The 22,898-nt window shown below is 53.4% G+C and carries 24 protein-coding genes; 13 read left to right on the forward strand and 11 right to left on the reverse strand.

All coding sequences use genetic code 11. From position 1 onward, the window contains the following. Nucleotides 1–122: 122 nt before the first annotated feature. Nucleotides 123–1,706, reverse strand: coding sequence for an exodeoxyribonuclease VII large subunit (gene xseA, locus V9K92_RS06755; RefSeq protein ID WP_337353627.1), 1,584 nt, complete (start codon nucleotides 1,704–1,706; stop codon nucleotides 123–125). Between the two features lie 117 nt (nucleotides 1,707–1,823). Between xseA and V9K92_RS06760 the strand changes: the two genes are divergently transcribed. Further along, nucleotides 1,824–2,414 (forward strand): DUF2585 domain-containing protein, encoded by a 591-nt coding sequence (locus tag V9K92_RS06760; RefSeq protein ID WP_115055245.1) that lies wholly within the window; start codon nucleotides 1,824–1,826, stop codon nucleotides 2,412–2,414. Here V9K92_RS06760 and V9K92_RS06765 read toward each other — a convergent pair whose 3' ends face one another. Then, nucleotides 2,415–3,371 carry a LysR substrate-binding domain-containing protein gene (locus V9K92_RS06765; protein WP_115055244.1) on the reverse strand — a complete coding sequence of 319 codons (957 nt, stop codon included), beginning with the start codon at nucleotides 3,369–3,371 and terminating at the stop codon, nucleotides 2,415–2,417. Between the two features lie 201 nt (nucleotides 3,372–3,572). Between V9K92_RS06765 and V9K92_RS06770 the strand changes: the two genes are divergently transcribed. Further along, complete coding sequence (locus V9K92_RS06770; protein WP_307282911.1) at nucleotides 3,573–3,854, forward strand: DUF1127 domain-containing protein; 282 nt, start codon at nucleotides 3,573–3,575, stop codon at nucleotides 3,852–3,854. A 123-nt stretch (nucleotides 3,855–3,977) separates the two neighbouring features. Here the strand turns inward: V9K92_RS06770 and V9K92_RS06775 are convergent, their stop codons facing one another. The 6 genes from V9K92_RS06775 to V9K92_RS06800 form a co-directional block, all read right to left on the reverse strand. Then, the gene (locus V9K92_RS06775) at nucleotides 3,978–4,949 is read right to left on the reverse strand and encodes a DUF937 domain-containing protein (protein ID WP_337353628.1); all 972 of its coding nucleotides are present in this window, start codon (nucleotides 4,947–4,949) and stop codon (nucleotides 3,978–3,980) included. 76 nt (nucleotides 4,950–5,025) lie between these two features. Continuing rightward, entirely contained in the window at nucleotides 5,026–5,964 is a 939-nt protein-coding gene (locus V9K92_RS06780) for a phosphoribosylaminoimidazolesuccinocarboxamide synthase (RefSeq protein ID WP_336440572.1), read from the reverse strand. A gap of 82 nt (nucleotides 5,965–6,046) precedes the next feature. Next, complete coding sequence (locus V9K92_RS06785; RefSeq protein WP_337353629.1) at nucleotides 6,047–6,790, reverse strand: SDR family oxidoreductase; 744 nt, start codon at nucleotides 6,788–6,790, stop codon at nucleotides 6,047–6,049. 17 nt (nucleotides 6,791–6,807) lie between these two features. Continuing rightward, nucleotides 6,808–8,181, reverse strand: a complete 1,374-nt coding sequence (locus V9K92_RS06790; protein ID WP_115055239.1) for a glutamate--cysteine ligase — start codon at nucleotides 8,179–8,181, stop codon at nucleotides 6,808–6,810. A gap of 104 nt (nucleotides 8,182–8,285) precedes the next feature. Then, complete coding sequence (locus tag V9K92_RS06795) at nucleotides 8,286–9,020, reverse strand: 16S rRNA (uracil(1498)-N(3))-methyltransferase (protein ID WP_337353933.1); 735 nt, start codon at nucleotides 9,018–9,020, stop codon at nucleotides 8,286–8,288. A 15-nt stretch (nucleotides 9,021–9,035) separates the two neighbouring features. Then, the gene (locus V9K92_RS06800; protein WP_115055237.1) at nucleotides 9,036–9,473 is read right to left on the reverse strand and encodes an AsnC family transcriptional regulator; all 438 of its coding nucleotides are present in this window, start codon (nucleotides 9,471–9,473) and stop codon (nucleotides 9,036–9,038) included. Between the two features lie 133 nt (nucleotides 9,474–9,606). Between V9K92_RS06800 and V9K92_RS06805 the strand changes: the two genes are divergently transcribed. Continuing rightward, the gene (locus tag V9K92_RS06805) at nucleotides 9,607–10,506 is read left to right on the forward strand and encodes a DMT family transporter (RefSeq protein WP_337353630.1); all 900 of its coding nucleotides are present in this window, start codon (nucleotides 9,607–9,609) and stop codon (nucleotides 10,504–10,506) included. Between the two features lie 4 nt (nucleotides 10,507–10,510). Here V9K92_RS06805 and V9K92_RS06810 read toward each other — a convergent pair whose 3' ends face one another. Next, the gene (locus V9K92_RS06810; RefSeq protein WP_336440737.1) at nucleotides 10,511–11,116 is read right to left on the reverse strand and encodes a hypothetical protein; all 606 of its coding nucleotides are present in this window, start codon (nucleotides 11,114–11,116) and stop codon (nucleotides 10,511–10,513) included. Between the two features lie 67 nt (nucleotides 11,117–11,183). Between V9K92_RS06810 and V9K92_RS06815 the strand changes: the two genes are divergently transcribed. Both V9K92_RS06815 and V9K92_RS06820 read left to right on the forward strand, forming a co-directional pair. Further along, complete coding sequence (locus V9K92_RS06815) at nucleotides 11,184–11,885, forward strand: type 1 glutamine amidotransferase (protein ID WP_337353631.1); 702 nt, start codon at nucleotides 11,184–11,186, stop codon at nucleotides 11,883–11,885. 175 nt (nucleotides 11,886–12,060) lie between these two features. After that, a complete protein-coding gene (locus tag V9K92_RS06820; protein ID WP_336440565.1) occupies nucleotides 12,061–12,204 on the forward strand; it encodes a hypothetical protein in 144 nt (47 codons plus the stop codon). Between the two features lie 6 nt (nucleotides 12,205–12,210). On the opposite strand, the gene V9K92_RS06825 is transcribed toward V9K92_RS06820, so the two are convergent. Further along, nucleotides 12,211–12,948 carry a metallophosphoesterase family protein gene (locus V9K92_RS06825; RefSeq protein WP_337353632.1) on the reverse strand — a complete coding sequence of 246 codons (738 nt, stop codon included), beginning with the start codon at nucleotides 12,946–12,948 and terminating at the stop codon, nucleotides 12,211–12,213. 158 nt (nucleotides 12,949–13,106) lie between these two features. On the opposite strand from V9K92_RS06825, the gene V9K92_RS06830 reads away from it, so the two are divergent. From V9K92_RS06830 to glcF, 3 genes are read left to right on the forward strand one after another with little or no spacing between them, the layout of a single operon-like run. Then, on the forward strand, nucleotides 13,107–14,603 hold the full coding sequence (locus V9K92_RS06830; protein ID WP_337353633.1) for an FAD-linked oxidase C-terminal domain-containing protein: 1,497 nt from the start codon (nucleotides 13,107–13,109) through the stop codon (nucleotides 14,601–14,603). Nucleotides 14,604–14,605: 2 nt separating this feature from the next. Further along, a complete protein-coding gene (gene glcE, locus V9K92_RS06835) occupies nucleotides 14,606–15,817 on the forward strand; it encodes a glycolate oxidase subunit GlcE (RefSeq protein ID WP_337353634.1) in 1,212 nt (403 codons plus the stop codon). 1 nt (nucleotide 15,818) lies between these two features. Beyond that, nucleotides 15,819–17,150 (forward strand): glycolate oxidase subunit GlcF, encoded by a 1,332-nt coding sequence (gene glcF / locus V9K92_RS06840; RefSeq protein ID WP_337353635.1) that lies wholly within the window; start codon nucleotides 15,819–15,821, stop codon nucleotides 17,148–17,150. 71 nt (nucleotides 17,151–17,221) lie between these two features. Here glcF and V9K92_RS06845 read toward each other — a convergent pair whose 3' ends face one another. Further along, nucleotides 17,222–18,010 (reverse strand): L,D-transpeptidase, encoded by a 789-nt coding sequence (locus V9K92_RS06845; RefSeq protein WP_337353636.1) that lies wholly within the window; start codon nucleotides 18,008–18,010, stop codon nucleotides 17,222–17,224. A 190-nt stretch (nucleotides 18,011–18,200) separates the two neighbouring features. On the opposite strand from V9K92_RS06845, the gene V9K92_RS06850 reads away from it, so the two are divergent. The 5 genes from V9K92_RS06850 to msrB all read left to right on the forward strand — a co-directional run bounded on the left by V9K92_RS06850 (nucleotide 18,201) and on the right by msrB (nucleotide 22,890). Further along, nucleotides 18,201–18,848 carry a DNA-3-methyladenine glycosylase I gene (locus V9K92_RS06850; RefSeq protein WP_307282953.1) on the forward strand — a complete coding sequence of 216 codons (648 nt, stop codon included), beginning with the start codon at nucleotides 18,201–18,203 and terminating at the stop codon, nucleotides 18,846–18,848. A gap of 87 nt (nucleotides 18,849–18,935) precedes the next feature. Next, nucleotides 18,936–20,450, forward strand: coding sequence for a histidine--tRNA ligase (gene hisS, locus V9K92_RS06855; RefSeq protein ID WP_336440559.1), 1,515 nt, complete (start codon nucleotides 18,936–18,938; stop codon nucleotides 20,448–20,450). Nucleotides 20,451–20,456: 6 nt separating this feature from the next. Next, complete coding sequence (locus V9K92_RS06860) at nucleotides 20,457–21,587, forward strand: ATP phosphoribosyltransferase regulatory subunit (RefSeq protein WP_337353637.1); 1,131 nt, start codon at nucleotides 20,457–20,459, stop codon at nucleotides 21,585–21,587. After that, on the forward strand, nucleotides 21,584–22,276 hold the full coding sequence (hisG, locus tag V9K92_RS06865) for an ATP phosphoribosyltransferase (RefSeq protein ID WP_307282961.1): 693 nt from the start codon (nucleotides 21,584–21,586) through the stop codon (nucleotides 22,274–22,276). The genes V9K92_RS06860 and hisG overlap by 4 nt, the downstream gene beginning before the upstream one ends. A 119-nt stretch (nucleotides 22,277–22,395) precedes the next feature. Continuing rightward, nucleotides 22,396–22,890: a peptide-methionine (R)-S-oxide reductase MsrB gene (gene msrB / locus V9K92_RS06870; protein ID WP_337353638.1), complete on the forward strand. Its 495-nt coding sequence runs from the start codon at nucleotides 22,396–22,398 to the stop codon at nucleotides 22,888–22,890. Nucleotides 22,891–22,898: the final 8 nt, after the last annotated feature.

Raw genomic sequence — 22,898 nt, forward strand, 5'->3', positions numbered from 1 at the left:
AGGTTTTGCGCCAAACAACTGCGTTTCAAACAAAGTTTGAAGCTTTTTGCCGAAGAATGGCTGATTTTTGCTGAAAAATTTCCATCATGGCGAGTAAAATAGTTGTGGCGACGCGAGTAGAGCTAGAAAAGTGATCCCTGCGAACCGCCCGGAACAGGTGTTTTCTTGATGGCTGCAGGCTTCTCGATTTTTGGCTGTGCGGGCTTTGCATCGCCGTCTTTTGCCAATGCCTGAATGTCTCCATCCTGAAACCGGAGCGTCAAATCATCGCCAGCAGCGATACCCGAGGCGCGCTTGATCGGCGTTCCGGAAGGATCGAGAACGATAGCAAAACCACGCTCCAGAATGCTTGTATGAGACAAGCCATTCAGCAGCCGCCATTGTTCGTCCCTGCGGCGTTTGGCGCGGTCAAGCAGAAGCTTTACAGCTTGGATCTGGCGTCGGTCGAGCTGCTGCAAATGTTGCCTGCCGCGCTCGGCCAGACGTGACGTCTGTTCTATGGAAAGCCTGACTGAGCGGCGCGCGAAATTGGCACGCCTGTCCCGCACAAGAATCTCGACGGCACGCGGCAGGCGAGCGGATAAAGCACTGATTTCACGACGCTTTTCACGAAATTTCTGTTCGAGAAGGCGCGGGGACAATTGGCGTGCAGCCCCATCAAACTCACCGCGTTTTTTCTGCGTATTGGCTTGCAAGGCACGGCCCAGCCTCGCCGCGGTTTCGTCAAAACGACGTCTTGGCAATGCCAGTAACTGGTCTGCCGAGGGCAGGGCTCTCGCCAAGGCTCTTTGAGCCTGCCGCCGCCGGTCGAGATAGCGCGACATGCCTGAGGAAAGCCTTGCGCCAAGCGTTGCAAGATGGGCAACCAGGTCGGCTTTTACAGGCACTGCCATCTCTGCGGCCCCAGTGGGTGTCGGGGCGCGAACATCGGCGGCCAGGTCAATCAATGTCCAATCGGTCTCATGACCAACAGCGGAAATGACAGGTATATGCGAGGCAGCGACGGCTCTCACCACCACCTCATCATTGAAGCCCCAAAGGTCTTCAAGGCTTCCTCCTCCGCGCGCCACGATCAAGACGTCCGGCTGCGGGAAAACAGCGCTATTGGCTAAGCTATTGAAACCATTGACAGCATTGGCAACCTCATTGCCGGAAGTCTCACCTTGTACGCGCACCGGCCAGACCAGAACGTGCAGCGGAAAGCGGTCTGTTATGCGGTGAATAATATCGCGAATGACTGCACCTGTAGGTGACGTCACGACGCCGATAATCCGTGGCATATAAGGCAAAAGTTGCTTGGCGGAACTGTCGAAAAGTCCTTCTGCACCAAGCTTGCGTTTTCGCTCTTCAAGAAGCGCCATCAGAGCCCCGGCACCAGCTGGCTCCATTTGTTCGATGACAATCTGATATTTTGAAGAACCGGGGTAAGTGGTCAATTTGCCGGTAGCGATCACTTCCATGCCTTCTTCAGGCTGAAAGCGCATACGGCTCATGGAGCCGCGCCAAACAACAGCTTCAATGCGCGCCTTGTCATCCTTCAGTGAAAAATAGGCATGCCCCGAAGAATGCGGTCCCCGATAACCGGAAATCTCACCACGAACCCGAACATGGCCGAATGTATCCTCGACGGTACGCTTCAACGCCCCCGAAATTTCAGACACGGTATATTCGGCAACATTGGATGTGGTTTCGAGTTTTTCAGTCATATTCCATTCCTATCGGGACGATGGCGGAAATCAACCTTCCATAATCTCCGATTGCATTCTCAGCGGCAGACGAATAACGCCTATGGGAGAATGTATAGGGGAAAGAGGGAACACCATATGCCTGCAGTTGCATATATACAGAAAAAAAGCCCGAATTTGCGTTACTATTTGCTGTTAGGTGCGCTCATGATCGCTGTTGCGGCGGTGATTTTGCTGCTCATGGGCCGCAACCCCATCTGTACTTGCGGGACGGTAAAATTATGGGTGAGTGACACAAACTCTTCGGACAATTCGCAGCATATCGCCGATTGGTACACGCTTTCCCATATCATTCACGGCTTTCTGTTTTACGGGATTCTCTGGCTTGCAGCCCGCAAAAGGCCAGTCGGGCAGCGTCTTCTCGGAGCCATTTTCATAGAGGCAGCCTGGGAAATATTTGAAAATACCGAGATGGTCATAAGCCGCTATCGCGAAGCGACCATTGCGCTTGGCTATGTTGGTGACAGCGTGCTGAACTCCGTCAGCGATATTCTGTTTATGGTGCTCGGCTTTTTCTTTGCCGCGCGTGCGCCAATCTGGCTGACAATCGTTTTGGCGATCATATTTGAGTTGCTGGCTGGGTGGGTTATCCGCGACAACCTCACCCTTAATATTGTCATGTTGCTTTATCCGCTTGATGCAATCAAAGCCTGGCAGGGCGGATTATAATTACCAACCCGGGACAAGTTCGGTCGAGCGGACTTGTCTCATGCGCTGATTGACCGGCACTGGAACTGCCGCTTGTGTCATGCTGACTGGCGTTGGCATGGACAGATTATCAAGACTTTCAACAATGTGCTGCACCAACGCATCAACAATGGCGGAGGGCTTCGTGTGACCGCGCATGATGCCGATTCCAAACTCTGGAAGACGGCCAAATCCATCGGCCTCCGTTAGAACCCGCATACCCGGTCGCAACGCACATTCCGGTAGAATTGACACGGCAAGCCCGGCGAGAACAGCCGCGGCAAGAACTGTGGCGGACCAGCTGGTAAAGAGAATGCGATAGTCGTGATGCATCGAGTCGAGCACATCGACAGCGGCTGCGCGCCATATGCAGGTGGGTCGACCCACTGCCAGCGGCAGAACCACCTCCTCATGCACATTATGATTTGCGGACGTCACCCATAGGAGCTGTTCGCTACGCACGACCTCAGAGCGGCGCTGTTCGTCGCATTGAGTAACCAGCGCAATATCCAACTGGCCCTTGCGGATCATCTCATCAAGATTGACCGTTGGCTCACAGACAACGGATAGTTCGACACGTGGATTCGAGCGCGAGAAACGCGCCATGATTTCGGGCAGAAAACGATCTGCATAGTCGTCTGGAGTGCCGATGCGGATATGACCCTGCAACTGCGTATCATCAAAAGCTGCAATGGTTTCATTGTTTAGCTGCAGCATGCGCCGTGCATATGCAAGAAGCCGCTCGCCATCCTCGGTCAGACGGTTCGTGCGGCCATCGCGTTCGAAAAGCGCCTTCGAAACACGTTCTTCCAAGCGCCTCATCTGCATCGATACAGCCGATTGAGTCTTGTTGACCTTATCGGCTGCCTTGGTGAAGCTTCCCAAGTCGGCTATGGCTGTGAATGTCTGCAACTGGTCGAGATCAAGCGGTGCGCTCATGTCAGGTTCCCAAGGCTGTTGACTCATCATTATTATTGAACGTTTACATTAAAAACATTCGTTTGAATAATCAATCCTTCTGTATCATTCTAAAGATGTTCAGGAAACGCTGGTGTCTAACGGACATTGAGCGTGCTGCGCGGAAAATGGTTTTTCGCGTGATTTAACTTCTGATCGCTGCCGTTCAAAGGAGTACGGGCGATGACAACAACAACGAGAATGACTGAAGTAACTGGTTTCACCGGCACGATCGCATCGCTTGCGTCGCTGGCTGTCAGCTTTGTCAACCGAATGATTGTTGCCCGCCGGAACCGTAAAACGATTTTGAGTCTTGGCGAATGGAACGATTCAATGCTGCATGACATTGGTGTCACGCGTGCGGATCTCCATTCCGCCATTGGAACATCGCTGCTGGATGATCCGAGCGAAAGGCTGGGAGCGCTTGCAGACGTGCGCTCACGCGTTCGTAGTGCAACCAGATAGTATGATTTGACTGTTTAGCAGGCGCCCATTCACGCCGGAATCCCCTCCCGGCGCTCCGCCTGCCTCCTGCCCGGCCCATTTTGCATATGCAATTTGGCCGGGCTTTTTCTTATCGCGCCTGACCTATTTGTGGCGGTCCATTCCCCGCATATATTGGTCGAAAATGGATTCCATGCCCTTCTGATATTGCTCGTTGGTCTTACGGCCCGTATCGAACATCTGGCCTAGAATATCTTTCAAAGGATTATCAGAAGGAGGCGCAGACGCAGTTTCCGGCTCTGGCGCGGGTTCTGGCTGCGGAGTCGATCGCTTTTGCGTCGCGCCACCAAGCATTTCTTCAAAGATTTTGCCGAAAGGATTATCGCCAAAGGGATTTTGGCCTGCGCCCGGCTGCTGTTGGTTTTGCTGTGAGGTTTTTGGAGTTGCACTGCCAGGAATTCCCCCACGCATCATTTCCTCAAAGATCTTTCCGAGCGGGTTATTGCCGGTGGTACCACCTTGCCCTTGTGGTTGCTGCGTTGCGCCACCGAGCATTCCTTCGAGAATCTGCCCCCAAGGATTGGCGCTGGGTGCATTTTGTTGCGTGCTGGCAGTCTGGCCTCCGCCCCCTTGCCGCATCATCTGCTCGATCAGATCGCCGATTACATTTCCGCCGCCAAGACCGGAGGCGGCAAATTGGCCCGTAGACTTCTTATAGAGCCCGCCCATCAGCATGGAAGCGATAACGGGAAGCATCTCCTTTAGCGTGGTAGTCGCTAGGCCGGTCGTGGCAGCGGCATGGTCAGCTACAGCCCGTGACAAATCCTTGGAGCCAAACAAATGGCCCAGAATATTATTGCCGTCAGCTATACCAGACGAATTGAATGCCGCAGAAGGATCATCAAAATAATTGGCGTGCTGACCCGATGAAAGTGCCTGCACGAAAGCGCCCATGCCCATGGGATCGGCAGTGTTGCGCTGCAGCCCTTGCGAAAATGCGGGCATCAACGCTTCGATAGCGGCAAGCGTTTGCTGTTGGGAAAGATTGAATTGCCGGGAAAGCGCTTCAATATTTTTCCCCCCATCACCCTTTAGAAACATGTCCACGAGATTCATAACGCTGTCCTCCCTCACACTTGGTGTTGAGGAAGACTACCGCCGTAATAATGCGAACATCAACTGATTTGTGAGTCTAGAAAAAGCGCTTCAAGTTTTCCCTGATGCGTTGCAATGGATCTGTTGCAGCATCACCGGCTTCAAATTTACGGTCAGTGATTTTCTCATAGGCCTGAATATAGACCTTGGTTGTCGCATCAATGACGTCTTCAGGAATTTCCGGAATATCATCCTTGTATGGATCGCAACGCTCAACGACCCAATTTCGCACGAAATCCTTGTCAAAACTGACAGGGCGCTTGCCCGCTTCGTAGCTATCGGCAAACCAGTAACGGCTGGAATCGGGCGTATGGATTTCATCGGCAAGAACGATATTTCCTGCTTCATCCGTACCGAATTCATATTTGGTGTCGGCAAGGATCAGACCCCGGCTTGTCGCAATTTCCTGGCCGCGTGCAAAGAGCTTCAAAGCGTAGGATGAGATTGTCTCCCATTGTTCTTTGGTTAGCAGCTTTTGCTCGATTATATCTTCAGCAGTCAAAGGCTCGTCGTGACCGCCATCAAATGCTTTGGAAGTTGGCGTGATGATTGGCTCCGGCAGCTTTTCATTGTCCAGCATGCCGTCCGGAAGGGTGAAGCCGTACATTTCACGTCGGCCGGACTTGTATAGTGTCAGGATTGACGTGCCCGTTGTTCCGGCGAGATAGCCACGCACAATGATTTCGACCGGCAAGATAGTAAGCTTGCGGCAGAGCAAAACATTTGGGTCGGGATATTCAATAACGTGGTTGGGACAAATATCCTGCGTTTGCTCAAACTGGAAACGCGCCGTTTGCGTCAAAACCTGCCCTTTGAGCGGTATCGAGGCCAATATACGGTCAAACGCACTGATGCGATCCGTAGCGATAATGATGCGCGTGCCATCCGCAAGATCATAATTCTCGCGAACCTTGCCTTTATAGTAATTTGGAAGCTCGGGGATAAAGGCTTCGGACAGCGCTTTGTGTTTTGCCATGGTTCGTCAATCCGCGTGAATGAGATTGCTCCGCATAACACATATAGCGCGCAACGGGAGTCCTAATTGTCGATATGAACGTTTAACGTCCACCCGTCACGTCGAGCAATGCGCCCGTGACATAGGATGATGCATCGCTTAGTAGCCAGACGATCGATTCCCCAACTTCCTCTGCGGTTCCAGCCCTGCCGAGTGGGGCTGTGGCTCCAAGCCGTTGCGCACGGTCGGGTTGCCCTCCACTGGCGTGAAGGTCGGTCTCGATCAATCCCGGACGCACTGCATTGACGCGAATATTTTCAGAGCCAGCCTCTTTTGCAAGACCAAGTGTCAGGCTGTCCATTGCGCCTTTTGATCCGGCATAATCCACATATTCGAAAGGGCCACCGATGCGGGCCGCTGCCGAAGATAAAAGCACTATGGAGCCACCATTGCCGCCGCGCGACGGTGCGAGATAGCGTACAGCCTCGCGGGCACACAAATAGGCTCCAAATACATTCACGTCGAAGACACGCCGCATGCGGTCGCTGTCCATATCCATGAGTTTGGAAGCCGGGGCCACGATACCCGCATTGACCACAACGCCATCAAGTTTGCCGAGCTGCTTGGTCTGCTCGAACATTGAAATGACATCAGCCTCAACGGCTACGTCTCCCTGAATGGCTAATGCCTTGCCGCCAGCTGCGATGACGGCCTCCACCACTTCGTCAGCAGCAGCTTTGTTGCTTGCGTAGTTTACGCCAACGGACCAGCCCTTTTGACCAGCGAGAATTGCGGCTGAACGACCAATACCGCGGCTCCCGCCTGTGATCAGAATTGTCTTTGTCATCGGGCTTTTTCCTCTGCTCAGTAGGCATATTCCAGAAATGCGGGTTCGACGGAACTGCCCCAAACTGTGTTGTACTGGGATAACATCTGTTCGGCTGATGTTGTACCACGCGCAACGACTTCTTCCAGCGAAGAGAGATAGTGCGTCTCGTCGAAACCTTCACTATTGAGCATCGCTCTGTTTCGAAGGCCAAGCTTCGAAATAGCCAGCACGTCGCGCGCTATTTCGTGGACGGAACGATTGCGTAATTTGGCCTGAAGGCCCTTGGCGGGAACCTCATCGCGCAATGCCTGAACTTCTTCGTAGCTCCAGTCACGCGTCATAGCTTCCGCTGCATTGAGAGCCTCGGCATCATAGAGCAAACCTACCCAGAACGCGGGCAGGGCGCAGATACGCCGCCATGGTCCACCATCTGCGCCGCGCATTTCGAGGAAGCGTTTCAGCCGAACCTCGGGAAAAAGCGTTGAAAGATGATTGGCCCAATCACCCATATTGGGCGTGCTTTCCGGTATCGAATCCTTAAGCGCACCATTCATGAATTGCCGGAACGTCACATGGGTACAGTCGTGATAGCGCCCATGACGCATGACAAAATACATCGGGACATCCAGCGCCCATTCAACATAGTCGGCAAAGCCGAAATTTTCGTTGAAGATGAAGGGCAGGACGCCCGAGCGATTATTATCGGTATCCCGCCATATCTCCGAACGCCACGAAAGCAGGCCATTTGGCTTGCCTTCCGTGAAAGGCGACATGGCGAACAGTGCGGTAGCGATGGATTGCAGTTTGACCGAAACCTGCATCTTGCGCCGCATATCGGTTTCGGATGAGAAGTCCAGATTCACCTGGATAGTACAGGTGCGGTACATCATGTTCAGTCCATCCTTGCCAACCTTTGGCATATAATTGGACATGATATTGTACCGGGATTTGGGCATGCGCGGTGTTTCGGCAAGCGTCCATTTCGGGCTGCCGCCAAGACCCAGAAAACGAATGCCGAGTGGTTCGGCAATCTCGCGGACCTGAGCCAGGTGAGCGTTGGATTCGCGGCAAGTCTGATGGATGGAAAGAAGCGGTGCGCCGGAAAGCTCGAACTGCCCGCCCGGTTCAAGCGAAATTGCCCCTTGTCCTGTTGGCTCAACCAGGCCGATAATATTACCTTCGTCAATGATCGGTTCCCAGCCGAGTTTAGACTGCATGCCTTCCAAAATCGCGCGAATGCCGCGTGGCCCGTCATAGGGAACCGGGCTGTTATGCTCGGTGTAGAAGGGGAATTTCTCGTGTTCCGTCCCGATCCGCCAGGCAGATTCCGGCTTTGATCCTTCCGCGAGATGCGCAGCCAATTCTTCTGTATTGGCGATCCGTGTTTCGTCTGTCGTGTCCCGCGCCATGACTGGTGTTTCCATTATTGAAATATTGTTGGGCGTGATTGGCCATTTTTTGCATGAGAGCGCAAGCAAATTTCATTGATAGATCGATCAACAGAAATTGCTTCTCACCAATCTCCGATTGTCGCCTGAATCAGGGCGAGTGCAGCTACCGCCGCAGTGTCTGCCCGCAAGATGCGCTGACCAAGCGGAATTGCCGTTATAAAAGGCAAGCTGCGTAATCTCTGCCGCTCCTGATCGGAGAAGCCGCCCTCTGGTCCAATGATCACGCCAAGAGGTGTTTTAGGCAATGATTCCAACAGAGGTAGGGGATTATGTGTGTCGTGTCCCTCGTCGCAGAAGATCAACCGCCGCGCGGGGTCCCATTCATCGAGCAATCTTTCCAGTTTCAAAGGTTCGCGCACTGCAGGAATCGCCAAAACTCCACATTGTTCAGCTGCTTCAATTGCATTTGCTTCAATACGCTCAATGCCGATACGCGCCACTTGCGTGTGTTGGGTTATCACTGGTTGCAGAATGCCGGCACCCATTTCAACGGCCTTCTGCACCAGATAATCGAGCCGCCCCTGCTTCAGTGGTGCGAAACAGTAGATCAAATCAGGGATTGCGGGCTGTTCACGGGTCAATTCTACGGGCTCAAAATACAGCTTTTTCTTGCTCTCGAACCGCAAGACTGCCCGCCATTCCCCGTCGCGGCCGTTGAAGATAAGAATCTCATCGCCATCCTTCATCCGCAGAACATTGACTAGATAGTTGACTGCTTCCGGTGCAGCATCAGCCTTGCTTCCCGTTCTCAAGTCCGCAGCAACAAAAAGCCGTTGCATCTTATAGTTTGCGCGCATCATTGGCTCCGGGCGTCAGGCGAGGGGTGGCAAGCGGCGTTTTACCGGCGAGGATTTGACAATTGCAGTGTTTGTTTCAGCCTTTTCGGCCAAGCGGTCAAGGATGCTGTCCAATTGCTGCATTGTTCGGAACTGTAATTTGCCGATAAAGCAATCATCACCCGTGACCTTATCGCATTCGGTAATTTCCGGTGTTTCCTGGATCAGCTTTTCCACGATGTGGATCATGCCGGGGAGCGGCCGTACCCGCACAATTGCAGTCAGATTATAGCCTAATGTCTGTGGGTCAATATCGACAGTGAAGGCGCGGATGACCTTCCTTTCTTCCAGTCGTCGCAGTCGTTCTGAAACGCTCGGCGATGATAGACCCACTTTTTGGCTGAGCTCTTTCAAAGAGATACGCGCGTCGTCAACCAGAATTTCGATAATGGTCCTGTCGAGTTCATCAAGCATGTTTTTTCCGTAAGGCTCTTAGCTAAAATAGCCTTCATTAAAAAGGTTGAACGCCAATATTCCTGTCTCAAAATCATATCAAATCTCGAAGCCGCCGCATAGTCTGTTCCTTAACAGCTAAGGAGAACAGGCAATGGAAAGAGATATCGTCAGAGGCAGTTTGGAAATGACTGCAGCAATGGTCATTTCCGGTACGATTGGCTGGTTCGTATTGATGTCAGGTCAACCTGTTTTCTCCGTGGTGTTCTGGCGCTGCGCCATAGGCGCGTTGACATTGCTGCTTATTTGCGGCGCTTTGGGTTTGCTTCGCCCTAATGTGATCTCGTTGAAAATTCTGGGATTGGCCATGATAGGCGGTGTCGCAATTGTGCTTAATTGGGTTCTGCTGTTTGCTGCCTACCCGCGCGCATCCATCGCAATCGCCACCACAGTTTATAATGTACAGCCGTTCATGCTCGTCGGTTTGGGAGCCTTAATGTTCAAGGAAAAGCTCACAGTTACAAAGCTGGCGTGGCTGGCACTCGCATTTGCGGGCATGTTGTTGATCGTGCAGGCGAAGCCAGGCGGAATCTATAGCGGATCTGACTACATGGCCGGTATTGCTTTGGCGCTCGGCGCGGCATTTCTCTATGCCATAGCAGCGATCGTCGCCAAACGGTTGAGAGGCACCCCGCCGCATTTGATAGCGCTGATCCAAGTGAGCGTCGGCATTGTGATGCTCGCGCCCCTTGCCGATTTTACTACTCTGCCACAAAGTACGGGCGAGTGGGCGAGCATCATAACCATAGGCATCGTGCATACTGGGCTGATGTATATCCTGCTGTACAGCGCTATACAGAGACTACCCACTCACATTACTGGCTCGCTATCCTTCATTTATCCGGTGGCCGCCATTCTGGTTGATTATTTTGCCTTCGGTCATGCTTTGCAGGCAAGTCAGCTACTAGGCTCAGCGATAATTCTGATTGCCGCTGCCGGAACAAGTCTGGGCTGGAGCTTTCGCAGGCCGGTGATTGTCAATGCAAAAATTTGAAGTCTTATCTCGTAAGCGGTGTGAAGCCTGCTCTGAGAGCCCGAACTGTGGAAGGCGGTGTAAGCAAGGTTGCCTTGGATAATTCGATTTCAGCCGATGAATAGCCTTCCCAAGACCAGAGCAGCGTCTCCCCCTTTCTGACCAGAAAAGCATTGGCTCCGCTGGCCAGCATGGTTCCATCGGGCAGGTCGCGAACTGCGCTTTTGAGTGGGTAGTGTCTTTTGCGGCCCTTTTGATCAAGCCTTTCGCCGTGGAGTATTGCATCCATCTGTGGTGCAGATGGCAGCTCGGTTGCGTTTCCATCAGCCCAGGCCGCTTGAAACTCTTTGGCTCTTTGCCGCTGGCAGTAGAAGCAGGGGCGATGCCCCGCGCTAAGAGCGGTAGCTTCATCGAGAAAGAACAGCTCAGTCCAGCTTCGGCGCGCCATCACATCGCGCCGTACATTCTTGAACTGGCAAACGCAGATGATCCAGGCGCGCGATGACCATCGCCTTTTTAAGAGCGTTTTAGTAGCGGGGTCATGGATAATGCCGCGGTTTCCCATCAGCGAGCCGCGTTGTGTTACAGCAATAATGTCGCCAAAGGGTGTGACACGATTTTGCAGGGGCATCTTGCGGCTTCCGGTCATTGAGTCCTCATGCTATCCGGGAACATAGTCAATACACATCAGGGTCGCCATGCACGTTCTTGTCGTTCAGAATTATCACAATACCGGACTTGGACAGGTTGGCACCGCGTTAAATGAGGCCAATGCCTCGATTGACCTTCGCAGCGCCTATCTTGGCGAAGCTTTGCCGAGCAGCCATGACGATCATGACGCGATTGTCGTCCTTGGCGGTGATCAAAATGCCCTGGCTGACGAAGAATATCCCTATCTCCCGCAACTCGCTGGTCTCATCAAAAAATTTGGCGATGCGGACAAGGCGGTTCTTGGTATATGTCTTGGTAGCCAATTGGTGGCGCGGGGCTATGGCGCTACCAACATTCTTGGCCGTCCAGCGGAATTTGGCTGGCACGACGTGATCTGCACGGCTGAGGCTGCGTCGGATCCGGTGCTCTCCGCCGTCGAAGAGCGGTTTCCGATCTTTCATTGGCACAGCGATACTTTTACGCTGCCGGAGCAGGCAACACATCTCGCCCTAAGCCAGATGACAACCAATCAAGCCTTCCGGATTGGTCGGGCAGTCTACGGTATCCAATTTCACTTTGAGGCTGACACGCGCCTTGTCGACGAATGGAAACACGTGTTCCATGACCAGATAGTTGAAAGTTATCCGGATTGGCTTGCTAATTATGCCGGTAACGTTGCGAAGGATGGTGCTGCTGCAGACGCAGCAGGGCTCGCTCTGGCTCGTGCGTGGGTAGCGCTGATCCGATAGCGGGCATCCGGCTTTAGTTGCAGCTATGCAACATGTGTATCCTGAATCGCTTCAACGCTGCTCAAATATGTGGAACGTGTCTTCAATTCACTAGTTGGTAACGAGTGTGTCCTTTAGTGGGCACACGCACAACTGGCATCAAGCCAGAACAAAGCTAGCAATGGAAACGCCTAAGATGACCACCAAAAGTGCCGCCCTTTTGACCGCCTTTATGCTGTCAGCTATTTTGTTCATGGGCGTTGGTTTGTTTTCCGTTGATGCTGGCGGGCATCCGGTATCGAGCGATGGATACGGGATCAGCACGTCGTTTCGCCGATAGGCTCGATTATACGGTCGCTTCAAGAAACGTCTTGTTCGGCCCATCGATCATAATCGCGCTAAGCCGTCCGCTGGCATAAGCACCAGTATCCAAATTAATTCGATTTGGCCTGATTTCGACCTCGGTCGCTGGCGTATGCCCGTGGATGATGATTTTTGAATGAGGCCGTTGATCATCCAAAAACTCGGACCTGATCCAGATCAAATCTTCCTGACTCTGTCGTTCAAGCGCAATGCCGGGGCGAATACCGGCGTGGCAGAAGAAAAAATCTCCAAAGACCATTGATCGGGGTAGTCGTCTGATAAAATTCAAGTGGCTGTTCGGCACAGCGCGCTTCAATGCTTCATGACCTGATGCGACCGACAGTTCATTGTTGAAATCAATATTCACACCATAGGACAACCCCGTCTGGCGACCGCCGCAGCGAGCAAAAACACCGTAAGCGTCGCCAGTATTGAGAAAATCAACAAAACCAACTTCGTGATTGCCGGCCAGGGCAAGTATTCGATGATTTTTGCGTTGTCCATTGATCAGGAAATCGATGACGCCGCAGGAGTGTAGTCCCCGATCAACATAATCGCCAAGATGCACAACCACCCAATCAAAGGGCGGTGACTTTTCATTCTCCATGTAGATACGTCGATGCATCTCTTGCAAGAGATCAAGCCTGCCATGCACGTCGCCTATGGCATAGACGCGCAATTTATCGGGACCCCGGGCATGTTTGAAATCGACTGTTTTCATGATCCGTCATTGAAAGCTGTTTCGAAATCAAATCTTGGCACGGTTTGATGATTTAACAAATATGAATGTCTGAATTGACCACTGGAACAGCATGACGCAGTCTAAGCGGATCATTGGGATGTTATAGCTCTTTCCGAAGACTGTGACTGGGAGGAACAATGCCGGGACTTGTTATGCCAAAGGCTGACGAAGCAACCATGTCGCGTCGTGCAGCTATTGTTGCAGCCCTGCAGGCAATTGTTCCGGGCGAAGGCGTCGTTGATGCCACGAACGAAATGCGCGTATTCGAATCGGATGCGCTGACTGCTTATCACCAGTTGCCGCTTGTTGTGGTACTTCCCCAGACCGTGGCGCAGGTCTCGCTCATTCTCAAATATTGCTATGAAAACAATGTGAAGGTTGTTCCGCGCGGCTCTGGCACATCATTGTCTGGTGGAGCTTTACCCTTGGAAGATGCGGTGCTTCTGGTCATGACCCGCTTCAACCGCATTCTTGAGATTGATTACCCCAACAGAGCCGCTGTTGTGCAGCCGGGCGTCACCAACCTGGGAATAACCAAGGCCGTAGAACATGAAGGCTTTTATTATGCGCCTGATCCTTCTTCGCAAATTGCCTGTTCGATTGGAGGCAATGTTGCAGAAAATTCCGGCGGCGTTCACTGTCTGAAATACGGGCTGACAGCAAACAATGTTTTGGGTCTGGAGATGGTGCTGATAACCGGGGAAGTCATTCGGCTTGGCGGTAAGCATCTCGATAACGAAGGCTATGACTTCTTGGGACTCATGACCGGTTCGGAGGGTTTGCTCGGGGTTGTCACTGAAGTTACCGTTCGCATTTTGCAAAAGCCAACGACAGCACGTGCGCTTATGGTAGGCTTTGCTACAAGCGAGCAGGCCGGACAATGCGTGGCAGAAATTATTGCAGCGGGGATAATTCCAGGTGGTATGGAAATGATGGATCGGCCGGCGATCCACGCGGCCGAAGATTTCGTTCATGCGGGCTACCCTCTTGACGTTGAAGCATTGCTCATTATCGAATTGGACGGGCCGGCCGTTGAGGTTGACCACCTCATCACTATGGTTGAAGCCATCGGTCGCAAGAATGGCGCGACGACTTGCGTCATATCGCAGAGCGAAGAGGAGCGCATGGCATTTTGGGCAGGGCGCAAGGCTGCCTTCCCGGCGGTTGGTCGTATTTCGCCCGACTACCTGTGCATGGATGGCACAATCCCGCGAAAAGAGCTGCCGAAAGTCCTCGCCGGGATGCGCGAGCTTTCTCAGAAATATGGCTTGCGCGTTGCCAATGTTTTCCATGCAGGCGATGGCAATCTCCACCCGCTCATCCTTTATGACGCCAATATCCCGGACGAATTGCACAAGGCAGAAAGCTTTGGTGCGGATATATTGCGGCTTTGCGTGAAAGTCGGGGGCGTATTGACCGGCGAACATGGGGTCGGTGTTGAGAAGCGTGACCTCATGCCGGAAATGTTTAACGAAATCGATCTCAATCAACAGATCCGCGTCAAGTGCGCTTTCGATGAACGGCACTTGTTAAATCCCGGCAAAGTCTTTCCGCAGTTGCATCGTTGTGCGGAGCTTGGCCGGATGCATGTGCATCGAGGTAAGGTGCCATTTCCAGATATACCGAGATTCTAAACTTGAGCACATTCAATCCCCACTCCGAAGATGAGATTGTCGAGATCGTGCAATGGGCGCTGTCTGAACAAGCCCCGATTGAGATCATCGGTCAGGGCTCCAAGCGCGAACTCGGACGTCCTTTGCAAACGGAACACACGATCGCCTTATCAACCTATTCGGGCGTGACACTCTACGAGCCCGACGAGCTCGTGCTGGCGGCAAAGGCCGGAACACCGGTGGCTGAACTGGAAGCACTGCTTGCTGCCAGCGGTCAGGCATTTCAGTTTGAGCCAATGGATTATGGGCCATTGCTTGGTAAAGCTGCGGGGCAGGGCAGTCTTGGCGGCCTGCTTGCGACAAATCTTTGCGGCCCCCGCCGCCTTAAGGCGGGCTCAGCGCGCGATCACGTCTTGGGTGTGCGGGTTGTCTCCGGGCGAGGCGAATTGTTCAAGTCAGGTGGCCGTGTCGTCAAAAACGTGACGGGTTATGATCTTTCGAAAGGCATGGCACATTCGTGGGGAACCTTGGGTGTTGCAACAGAAATCACATTTAAAGTTCTGCCCAAGCCCGAAGCTGAGACCACTCTGGTACTGCGCGGATTAGCCGACGATGAAGCCGCCCGGGCGATGGCGATTGCAATGGGTTCAAGCGGAGAGGTGGCTTCCGCGGCGCATCTACCCGGCAATGTCGCCAGCCGTGTGATTGGCGGTACCCTTCAAGGTGAAGCCTCGACTTTGCTTCGTCTTGAAGGTTTTGCGCCTTCCGTCGCCGATCGCGCGGAAATGCTAAAAAAACTATTGGCGTCAGCGGGTGCGGTTGACACGTTGAGCGAAGATATATCCCGAAATCTGTGGCGCGAAATCCGCGATGTCATACCATTCGCGGATGGAACGGAGCGTCCGGTCTGGCGGGTGTCGATGGCGCCGATGGAGGCTTACAAACTGGTTGCCTCTCTTCGCATGGGCGCGGCGGTCGACGCGTTTTATGACTGGCAGGGCGGCTTGATCTGGCTGCGGATGGAAGGCGATCCGGAGGCAGAGGCTGTCCGTGCGCTTGTTGCAAAGTATGGCGGAGGTCACGCAACATTGGTGCGTGCTTCAGTGGCTCTGCGTGCCGCATTGCCCGTATTCGAACCGCAACCCGCGCCCTTGGCAGCCCTGTCGAAAAGGTTGAAACAACAGTTTGACCCCAGCGGCATATTTAATCCCGGTCGCATGGTTGCAGGAGTGTAGGATGCAAACCAACTTTACTCCCGAGCAATTACTTGATCCCGGTGTCGCAGAGTCGGAAAAGATACTGCGCAAATGTGTGCATTGCGGATTTTGTACCGCGACCTGTCCTACCTATGTCACGCTAGGCAATGAACTCGATAGCCCGCGTGGGCGCATTTACCTGATCAAGGACATGCTTGAAAATGGGAGGGCGGCGGATGAGCAGATCGTCAAGCACGTGGACAGGTGTCTGTCCTGTCTTGCCTGCATGACAACCTGTCCTTCCGGTGTAAATTATATGCACTTGGTGGACAATGCCCGGGCGCATATCGAGAAAACCTATAAACGGCCATTCATCAATCGTCTGACGCGTGCCCTGCTTGCGCTGGTTCTGCCTTATCCGTCGCGTTTCCGCCTTGCAGTGACGGCAGCCAGATTTGGCAGGCCGTTGATCCCTCTGTTCAAATCCGTTGCGGCTTTGAAGCCCATGGCTGCAATGCTGGAACTTGCACCCAAATCGCTTGCTGCAAAATCGTCCTATGCAGAAGCGGGTACGCACAAGGCGAAAACAGCAAAAAGGGGACGAGTCGCCATTTTAACCGGCTGCGCGCAGCCAGTCCTTGCCCCCGAAATTAACGAGGCAACGATCCGGCTGCTGACCCGGCTTGGCATTGAGGTAACTGTACCAAAAGGCGAGGGCTGTTGTGGCGCGCTCGTGCACCATATGGGACGCGAGGAAGCTGCCTTGGAAAATGCCCGCCGGAATGTCGATATATGGACGCGCGAGCTTGAGAATGGTGGCCTTGATGCGATCGTCATCACGGCTTCAGGCTGCGGGACGACGATCAAGGATTATGGTTATATGCTGCGACTTGACGCTGCCTATAAAGGGAAAGCCGCACGCATCTCTGCCTTGGCAAAAGATGTTACCGAGTATCTGACAATGCTGGATTTACCAGAGGCTGCGTATCAAACGGGGGTCACAGTCGCCTATCACTCCGCCTGTTCCATGCAGCATGGCCAAAAAATTACCCGTCAGCCTAAGGATTTGCTGAAGGCCGCCGGTTTTATTGTCAAGGAACCCGCTGAAGGTCATCTCTGTTGCGGTTCGGCTGGCACCTATAACATCTTGCAGCCCGAAATCGCCCGCACGCTTCGGAACCGCAAGGTCAAGAATATAGAAGCCACCGGAGCCAGCTTGATTGCAACGGGCAATATAGGTTGCATTACCCAGATTGCGACTGGAACCAGATTGCCGATTGTCCATACGGTAGAGTTGCTGGATTGGGCTTATGGCGGTCCGCAACCTTCCTGCGTCCCGCAAGCCAAGCCTGTGCTTAACATTGCTGAATAAAGGGCAGCGACGCATTCAAAAATGCGCCGCTGCCTTTTCCGGCACCACCCCTGATGCCGGCCCCCGTAACCTTATCTGACGATAACTTTTGTACCAACATTCACCCGCTCATAGAGATCGGTGACGTCTTCGTTGCGCATGCGAATACAGCCGCTCGACACGGACTGACCGATCGTCCATGGCGCATTTGTCCCGTGAATACGGTAAAGCGTGGATCCTAGATAGAGCGCTCGGGCGCCAAGAGGATTTTCAACGCCACCCTCCATATGCGCAGGTAGAATACGGCCCTTGCGTTTCTCACGTTTGATCATCTCGGCTGGCGGGTACCAAGACGGCCATTCTGCTTTGCGACTTATCGTGTTCGTACCGGACCAGCCAAAGCCTTCTTTGCCAACGCCGACGCCGTATCGCTGCGCCGTTCCACCGGCTTCGACCAGGTAGAGAAAACGTTGCGCCGTATCGATGACAATTGTTCCGGGTTGCTCAGGACCATCATAAGCTACGCTCTGCGGCAGGAACTTCGCGTCCATTTCCCGTTTTTTTGGTTTAGCGTCAGTTGATGGAGCGGTGGGGCGCTGAAACGAAACTTCGCGCACAGCAGGATTGGAGCTAAGGTTTTTACGCGCTGCTCGGCGTTCGCGTTGCTTGGCACGTGGGCTGGGCTGCTCGTCAAAGACAACATATCCGCGCGGATTGACCGGTGTGCCGACAGGCCGCTGGCGTAGTTGCATAACCCATGGAGCCGATAAGTCAGGACTCATGACCACAGGCGGGCGGGTAGCATAACGTTCGCTGGCAAATGCGCCGGAGGCGATGGTAAGGCCAATGCAAGACAGCAAAAGCAGGCGCGCAGACTTCATGGAACTCAGTCTCGTAATATAACTCTGCTGACAGGTTTTGTCAGGTTTCGGATTGAGTTTGCCAGTGGCAGGGTAGAAAAAAGTGAACGAGAATCGATAAAGCGCAATTTTGGGCGGAAACCATTTGGTATGGTTACCGAAGCGTGTTGCAAGCTGGTTAATCGCCGGTAAAAAGTAAAGAGGACTGGTTATGACTGAAGATGTTCCCGTGAAGACCGGCCTGATAAAAGGTGATGACGGCGCTACGCGCTGTTTCTGGCCTGGTGCTTTGCCTGAATATATTCGCTACCACGACAATGAATGGGGCAGGCCGGTAACGGACGACACGCGACTGTTTGAAAAAATATGCCTCGAAGGTTTTCAATCCGGGCTTTCGTGGCTGACAATTCTGCGCAAGCGCGCGAATTTTCGCGAAGCTTTTGATGGTTTCGACTATCACAAGATTGCCCGGTATACCGATAAGGATGTCGAACGGCTGCTTGGTAATGCTGGCATTATCCGCCATCGCGGCAAGATAAATTCTGCTATCAACAATGCCAATCGCGCTATCGAACTGGTTAAAGAAACCGGCTCGCTTGCCGCCTATTTCTGGTCGTTTGAGCCGCCCGCAGATGAGCGCCCCAAGATTGTCGATTATGCAACCCTCGTCGCCAATCCCACATCACCGACGTCAACGCGTCTTTCCAAGGATTTGAAGAAGCGCGGCTGGAGTTTCGTGGGGCCAACAACAATGTATGCGCATATGCAGGCGATGGGTCTCGTGAATGATCATATCGAGGGCTGCAAATGTCGTCAGGAAATTGAAACCATCCGTGCAAGTTTCAAAAGGCCCAAATAACGTTCAATCCTTGCCCTTGGGAGCCTGATAAGCTAGAGCAAACCCGCTTCGGCAATCAGCTTCATCTCAGGATATCGGATCATCATCATGGCAACCAAGGCAGACAGGGTAAAAGCGCGGCTGCCGCGCGGTTTCGTGGACCGGACACCGGATGATTTGCGCGCCGCCGAAAAAATGATGGCGGAAATCCGCAAAGTCTACGAGCTTTATGGTTTTGAGCCAGTTGAAACGCCATTAATTGAATATACCGATGCGCTTGGAAAATTCCTTCCTGATCAGGATCGCCCGAATGAAGGCGTGTTCTCGTTTCAGGACGATGATGAGCAATGGCTTTCGCTGCGCTATGACTTGACCGCGCCGTTGGCGCGCTATGTCGCCGAAAATTACGAAAGCATCCCGAAGCCATATCGCAGCTACCGGGCTGGATGGGTATTCCGTAACGAAAAGCCAGGCCCCGGCCGCTTCCGTCAGTTCATGCAGTTCGATGCGGATACGGTGGGTGCGCCCAATGTCTCGGCCGATGCAGAGATGTGCATGATGATGGCTGATGTCATGGAGGCGCTCGGCATTCAGCGCGGCGACTACGTAATCCGCGTCAATAATCGCAAGGTTCTTGATGGAGTGCTTGAGGCGATTGGGCTCGGCGGCGATGAGAATGCCGGCAGACGCCTGACTGTGCTGCGCGCCATCGACAAGCTTGATAAGTTCGGTGTCGAGGGCGTTCGTGAGTTACTCGGAAAAGGCCGCAAAGACGAAAGCGGCGATTTCACCAAAGGTGCAAACCTGGATGAGGCCGCTATCAAGCAGGTTCTTGATTTCACTGCGGCAGGCGCTGCGACGGGCAGTGCTACTATTGCCAATCTGGAAAAAGTTGTCACCGGCAATGATAAAGGCGCAGAGGGCGTCGCTGAACTGGGTACAATAGAAGCGCTTTGTTCTGCCGCTGGTTATGATGGCCGCGTCAAGATTGATCCATCCGTCGTGCGGGGTCTTGAATATTATACCGGCCCCGTTTTCGAAGCGGAGCTTCTTGCTGAAATTCCAAACGAAGATGGCCAGATTGTCCGTTTCGGCTCGGTGGGAGGCGGCGGACGCTATGATGGACTTGTTTCGCGTTTTCGCTCTGAACCCGTGCCGGCAACAGGTATTTCTATCGGTGTTTCCCGCCTGATGACCGCGCTCAAAAATCTCGGAAAGCTCGATATGTCCGACAATATCGGACCCGTTGTCGTAATGGTCATGGACCGCGATACGGAAAGCCTTGGCCGCTACCAGAAAATGGTATCCGATCTGCGGCAGGCCGGGATCCGTGCCGAAATGTATCTTGGTGGCTCAGGCATGAAGCCGCAGATGAAATATGCGGACCGTCGCGGCGCTCCCTGCGTCATCATTCAGGGTTCGCAGGAACGTGATCTTGGCGAGGTGCAGATCAAGGATTTGATCGAAGGTGCACGTTTATCGGCCGAAATCGAGGATAATATTACCTGGCGGGAAAGCCGCCCTGCACAGATCACGGCAAAGGAAGGCGATATTATCGCGGAGGTGCGTAAGATTCTCGATGCGCAGGCCCAAGATCGCGTCAACGCAGCAAAGGCCTCGTAAGCTCGAATGGTTGCTTCCCGTGCTCCTTTATTTAGCGATAGACTTGCCGCGTTGATCGCGAGCAGGGAAGCGGAACTTGTCGATATTCCTGTCATCCAGCCTGCGGACCAGTTTCTGGATATGGCTGGTGAAGATTTGCGCCGAAGGATTTTCCTCACGGAGAATGAAACAGGCCAAAGCCTGTGTCTGCGCCCTGAATTTACAATCCCGGTCTGTCGCAATCATATCGAACTCAATGCTGCGACGCCAAAACGTTATGCTTATCTAGGCGAGGTATTCCGCCAGCGGCGCGATGGTGGCAATGAGTTCTTCCAAGCGGGTATTGAAGATTTGGGCGATGCCAATCGCGCCCGAGCCGATGCACGCTCTCTAGCGGACGCTCTGGCTTCCATAAGGCTCGTTGCGCCCGATGCCCAGCTGGAAACCTTGCTTGGAGACCAAGCGATCTTTGAAGCGGTTCTGGCAGCTCTGGGCCTGCCACGCGGCTGGCAAAAAAAGCTTGTCCGGGCTTTCGGCAATCCTGATCAGCTCAAGGGCTTGTTGAAGGATTTGTCATCCGACAGACAAAATGGCGATCTGCCGGTCCATCTTGCAGCGCTGGTTGCCAAAGGTGACGAGGCCGCGCTCGCCGCCGAATTGGAAAAGGATATGGAGTCGGCTGGCATTTCTCCAGGGGCCGGTCGTACACCTGTTGAAATTGCTCGCCGTCTCATCGATAAAGTGGCCCTTGCTTCCGTGCGCTTGCAGCCCAAGGCGATTTCGGCACTTCAGGATTTTCTGGCGATCCGCATTCCTTTGCAATCAGCAGCGGGGCATCTGTTGCGATATGCGCGCGCAAATGAATTCGATTTGGGTCCAGCTTTGGAACAATTCGAGGCGCGTTCTGTATCGATCGTGGAAGCGGGTATCGGAGATGAAACCATTATCTACGACGCTTCGTTTGGGCGTCCGCTCGATTATTATACGGGTCTGGTCTACGAAACCCGTGCAGTGAGCAATGCCGAACTTGGTGCTATCGTTGGCGGCGGCCGTTATGATCGGCTGCTGACGATGCTTGGTGCTGTCGGTTCGATCCCGGGTGTGGGCTTTTCCATCTGGCTTGACCGTCTCGAGCAGATAGCTGGAGATGCAAAATGACCATCACATTAGCACTTCCATCAAAGGGGCGGCTTAAGGAGCAGGCTCTTGAAGTACTCAGGAAAGCCGGTTTGGAAGTCCTCCTTCCGAGTGATCAGCGTAACTACAGGGCGCAGGTAGCGGGCGAGGGCCAAATTGACATTCTTTTCCTTTCTGCTTCCGAGATTGCCCGTGAACTGGGATATGGCAGCGTCGATCTTGGTGTAACCGGCGAAGACCTCATTCGTGAAACCCTGTCTTCCGCCGATGATCGGGTGCAAATCGAGGCACGGCTTGGCTTTGGCCATGCGGATGTGATCGTCGCTGTGCCAGAGGTTTGGTACGACGTATCTACCATGGCGGACCTTGATGACGTTGCTGCCGATTTCCGCCAGCGCCACGGTCGTCGTTTGCGTATTGCAACAAAATATTGGCGGTTAACCCAGCAATTTTTCTCACAGATGCACGGTATCCAGGTTTATCGCATCGTTGAGAGCCTTGGCGCAACCGAAGGTGCTCCTGCCTCCGGGTCGGCAGATATCATCGTCGATATTACATCGACAGGGTCTACGCTGCGTGCCAATCAGCTCAAAATTCTGGAAGATGGCGTCATCCTGAAGTCGCAGGCATGTTTGATTTCTTCGCGTGCGGCAGCAGACGCCAAGGCTGTATCAGAACTATCGCAGCGCATAAAGGCAGCGCTCGGTTAGCTGTAAATCCATCAACTCTCTGTGATCCGTCCGGTTGAACGTAACCTTTTGGGTTCTTCCTTCGTATTTCCCTGCATGAAGCCGAAATAATTCGGTATCATCATGCAGGGAGCTTATCCATGATGACACGTCGAACCCTGTTCGGAGGCGCTGTGGCCACATTTGGTGCAGTTGTTGCCGCGCGCTTTGCGACCATGCCCAAGGCTCACGCTACGGGTACATTCGAAATTGAACACACGGATGCTGAATGGAAGAAACTTCTGACGCCGGAGCAGTATGATGTGCTGCGTCAGGAAGGCACGGAAGCGCCCTTCACCAGCCCGTTAAATCATGAAAAACGTAAAGGCATATTTGCCTGCGCTGGCTGTGATCAGCAGCTTTTTGAATCCGAAAAGAAGTTTGACAGTGGTACTGGCTGGCCCAGCTTCTGGCAGCCGATAAAAGGTGCGGTGATCGAGAAATCCGACAACTCGTTCGGCATGGCGCGTACGGCGGTGGAGTGTCATCGCTGCGGTGGCCATCTAGGGCATGTCTTCGACGATGGCCCGCAACCCACCGGTCTTCGCTACTGCATGAACGGTGTTGCCATGAAATTCATGCCCGCTGCTGCCTAAGCTATTTC

The sequence above is a fragment of the Phyllobacterium sp. CCNWLW109 genome, assembly GCF_037203905.1.
In the GTDB taxonomy this organism is placed as follows: Bacteria; Pseudomonadota; Alphaproteobacteria; order Rhizobiales; family Rhizobiaceae; genus Phyllobacterium; species Phyllobacterium ifriqiyense.

Excerpts from the sequence above, each read along its gene's own strand:
- V9K92_RS06765 (WP_115055244.1), bottom strand. The coding sequence starts at position 3,371 with ATGAGCGCACCGCTTGATCTCGACCAGTTGCAGACATTCACAGCCATA.
- V9K92_RS06760 (WP_115055245.1), top strand. The coding sequence starts at position 1,824 with ATGCCTGCAGTTGCATATATACAGAAAAAAAGCCCGAATTTGCGTTAC.
- V9K92_RS06790 (WP_115055239.1), bottom strand. The coding sequence starts at position 8,181 with ATGGCGCGGGACACGACAGACGAAACACGGATCGCCAATACAGAAGAA.
- V9K92_RS06825 (WP_337353632.1), bottom strand. The coding sequence starts at position 12,948 with ATGAAAACAGTCGATTTCAAACATGCCCGGGGTCCCGATAAATTGCGC.
- hisG (WP_307282961.1), top strand. The coding sequence starts at position 21,584 with ATGACCATCACATTAGCACTTCCATCAAAGGGGCGGCTTAAGGAGCAG.
- V9K92_RS06810 (WP_336440737.1), bottom strand. The coding sequence starts at position 11,116 with ATGCCCCTGCAAAATCGTGTCACACCCTTTGGCGACATTATTGCTGTA.
- V9K92_RS06850 (WP_307282953.1), top strand. The coding sequence starts at position 18,201 with ATGACTGAAGATGTTCCCGTGAAGACCGGCCTGATAAAAGGTGATGAC.
- V9K92_RS06860 (WP_337353637.1), top strand. The coding sequence starts at position 20,457 with ATGGTTGCTTCCCGTGCTCCTTTATTTAGCGATAGACTTGCCGCGTTG.
- V9K92_RS06770 (WP_307282911.1), top strand. The coding sequence starts at position 3,573 with ATGACAACAACAACGAGAATGACTGAAGTAACTGGTTTCACCGGCACG.
- xseA (WP_337353627.1), bottom strand. The coding sequence starts at position 1,706 with ATGACTGAAAAACTCGAAACCACATCCAATGTTGCCGAATATACCGTG.
- V9K92_RS06800 (WP_115055237.1), bottom strand. The coding sequence starts at position 9,473 with ATGCTTGATGAACTCGACAGGACCATTATCGAAATTCTGGTTGACGAC.
- V9K92_RS06780 (WP_336440572.1), bottom strand. The coding sequence starts at position 5,964 with ATGGCAAAACACAAAGCGCTGTCCGAAGCCTTTATCCCCGAGCTTCCA.
- V9K92_RS06815 (WP_337353631.1), top strand. The coding sequence starts at position 11,184 with ATGCACGTTCTTGTCGTTCAGAATTATCACAATACCGGACTTGGACAG.
- V9K92_RS06795 (WP_337353933.1), bottom strand. The coding sequence starts at position 9,020 with ATGCGCGCAAACTATAAGATGCAACGGCTTTTTGTTGCTGCGGACTTG.
- V9K92_RS06845 (WP_337353636.1), bottom strand. The coding sequence starts at position 18,010 with ATGAAGTCTGCGCGCCTGCTTTTGCTGTCTTGCATTGGCCTTACCATC.
- glcF (WP_337353635.1), top strand. The coding sequence starts at position 15,819 with ATGCAAACCAACTTTACTCCCGAGCAATTACTTGATCCCGGTGTCGCA.
- V9K92_RS06830 (WP_337353633.1), top strand. The coding sequence starts at position 13,107 with ATGCCGGGACTTGTTATGCCAAAGGCTGACGAAGCAACCATGTCGCGT.
- hisS (WP_336440559.1), top strand. The coding sequence starts at position 18,936 with ATGGCAACCAAGGCAGACAGGGTAAAAGCGCGGCTGCCGCGCGGTTTC.
- msrB (WP_337353638.1), top strand. The coding sequence starts at position 22,396 with ATGATGACACGTCGAACCCTGTTCGGAGGCGCTGTGGCCACATTTGGT.
- V9K92_RS06805 (WP_337353630.1), top strand. The coding sequence starts at position 9,607 with ATGGAAAGAGATATCGTCAGAGGCAGTTTGGAAATGACTGCAGCAATG.
- V9K92_RS06775 (WP_337353628.1), bottom strand. The coding sequence starts at position 4,949 with ATGAATCTCGTGGACATGTTTCTAAAGGGTGATGGGGGGAAAAATATT.
- V9K92_RS06785 (WP_337353629.1), bottom strand. The coding sequence starts at position 6,790 with ATGACAAAGACAATTCTGATCACAGGCGGGAGCCGCGGTATTGGTCGT.
- V9K92_RS06820 (WP_336440565.1), top strand. The coding sequence starts at position 12,061 with ATGACCACCAAAAGTGCCGCCCTTTTGACCGCCTTTATGCTGTCAGCT.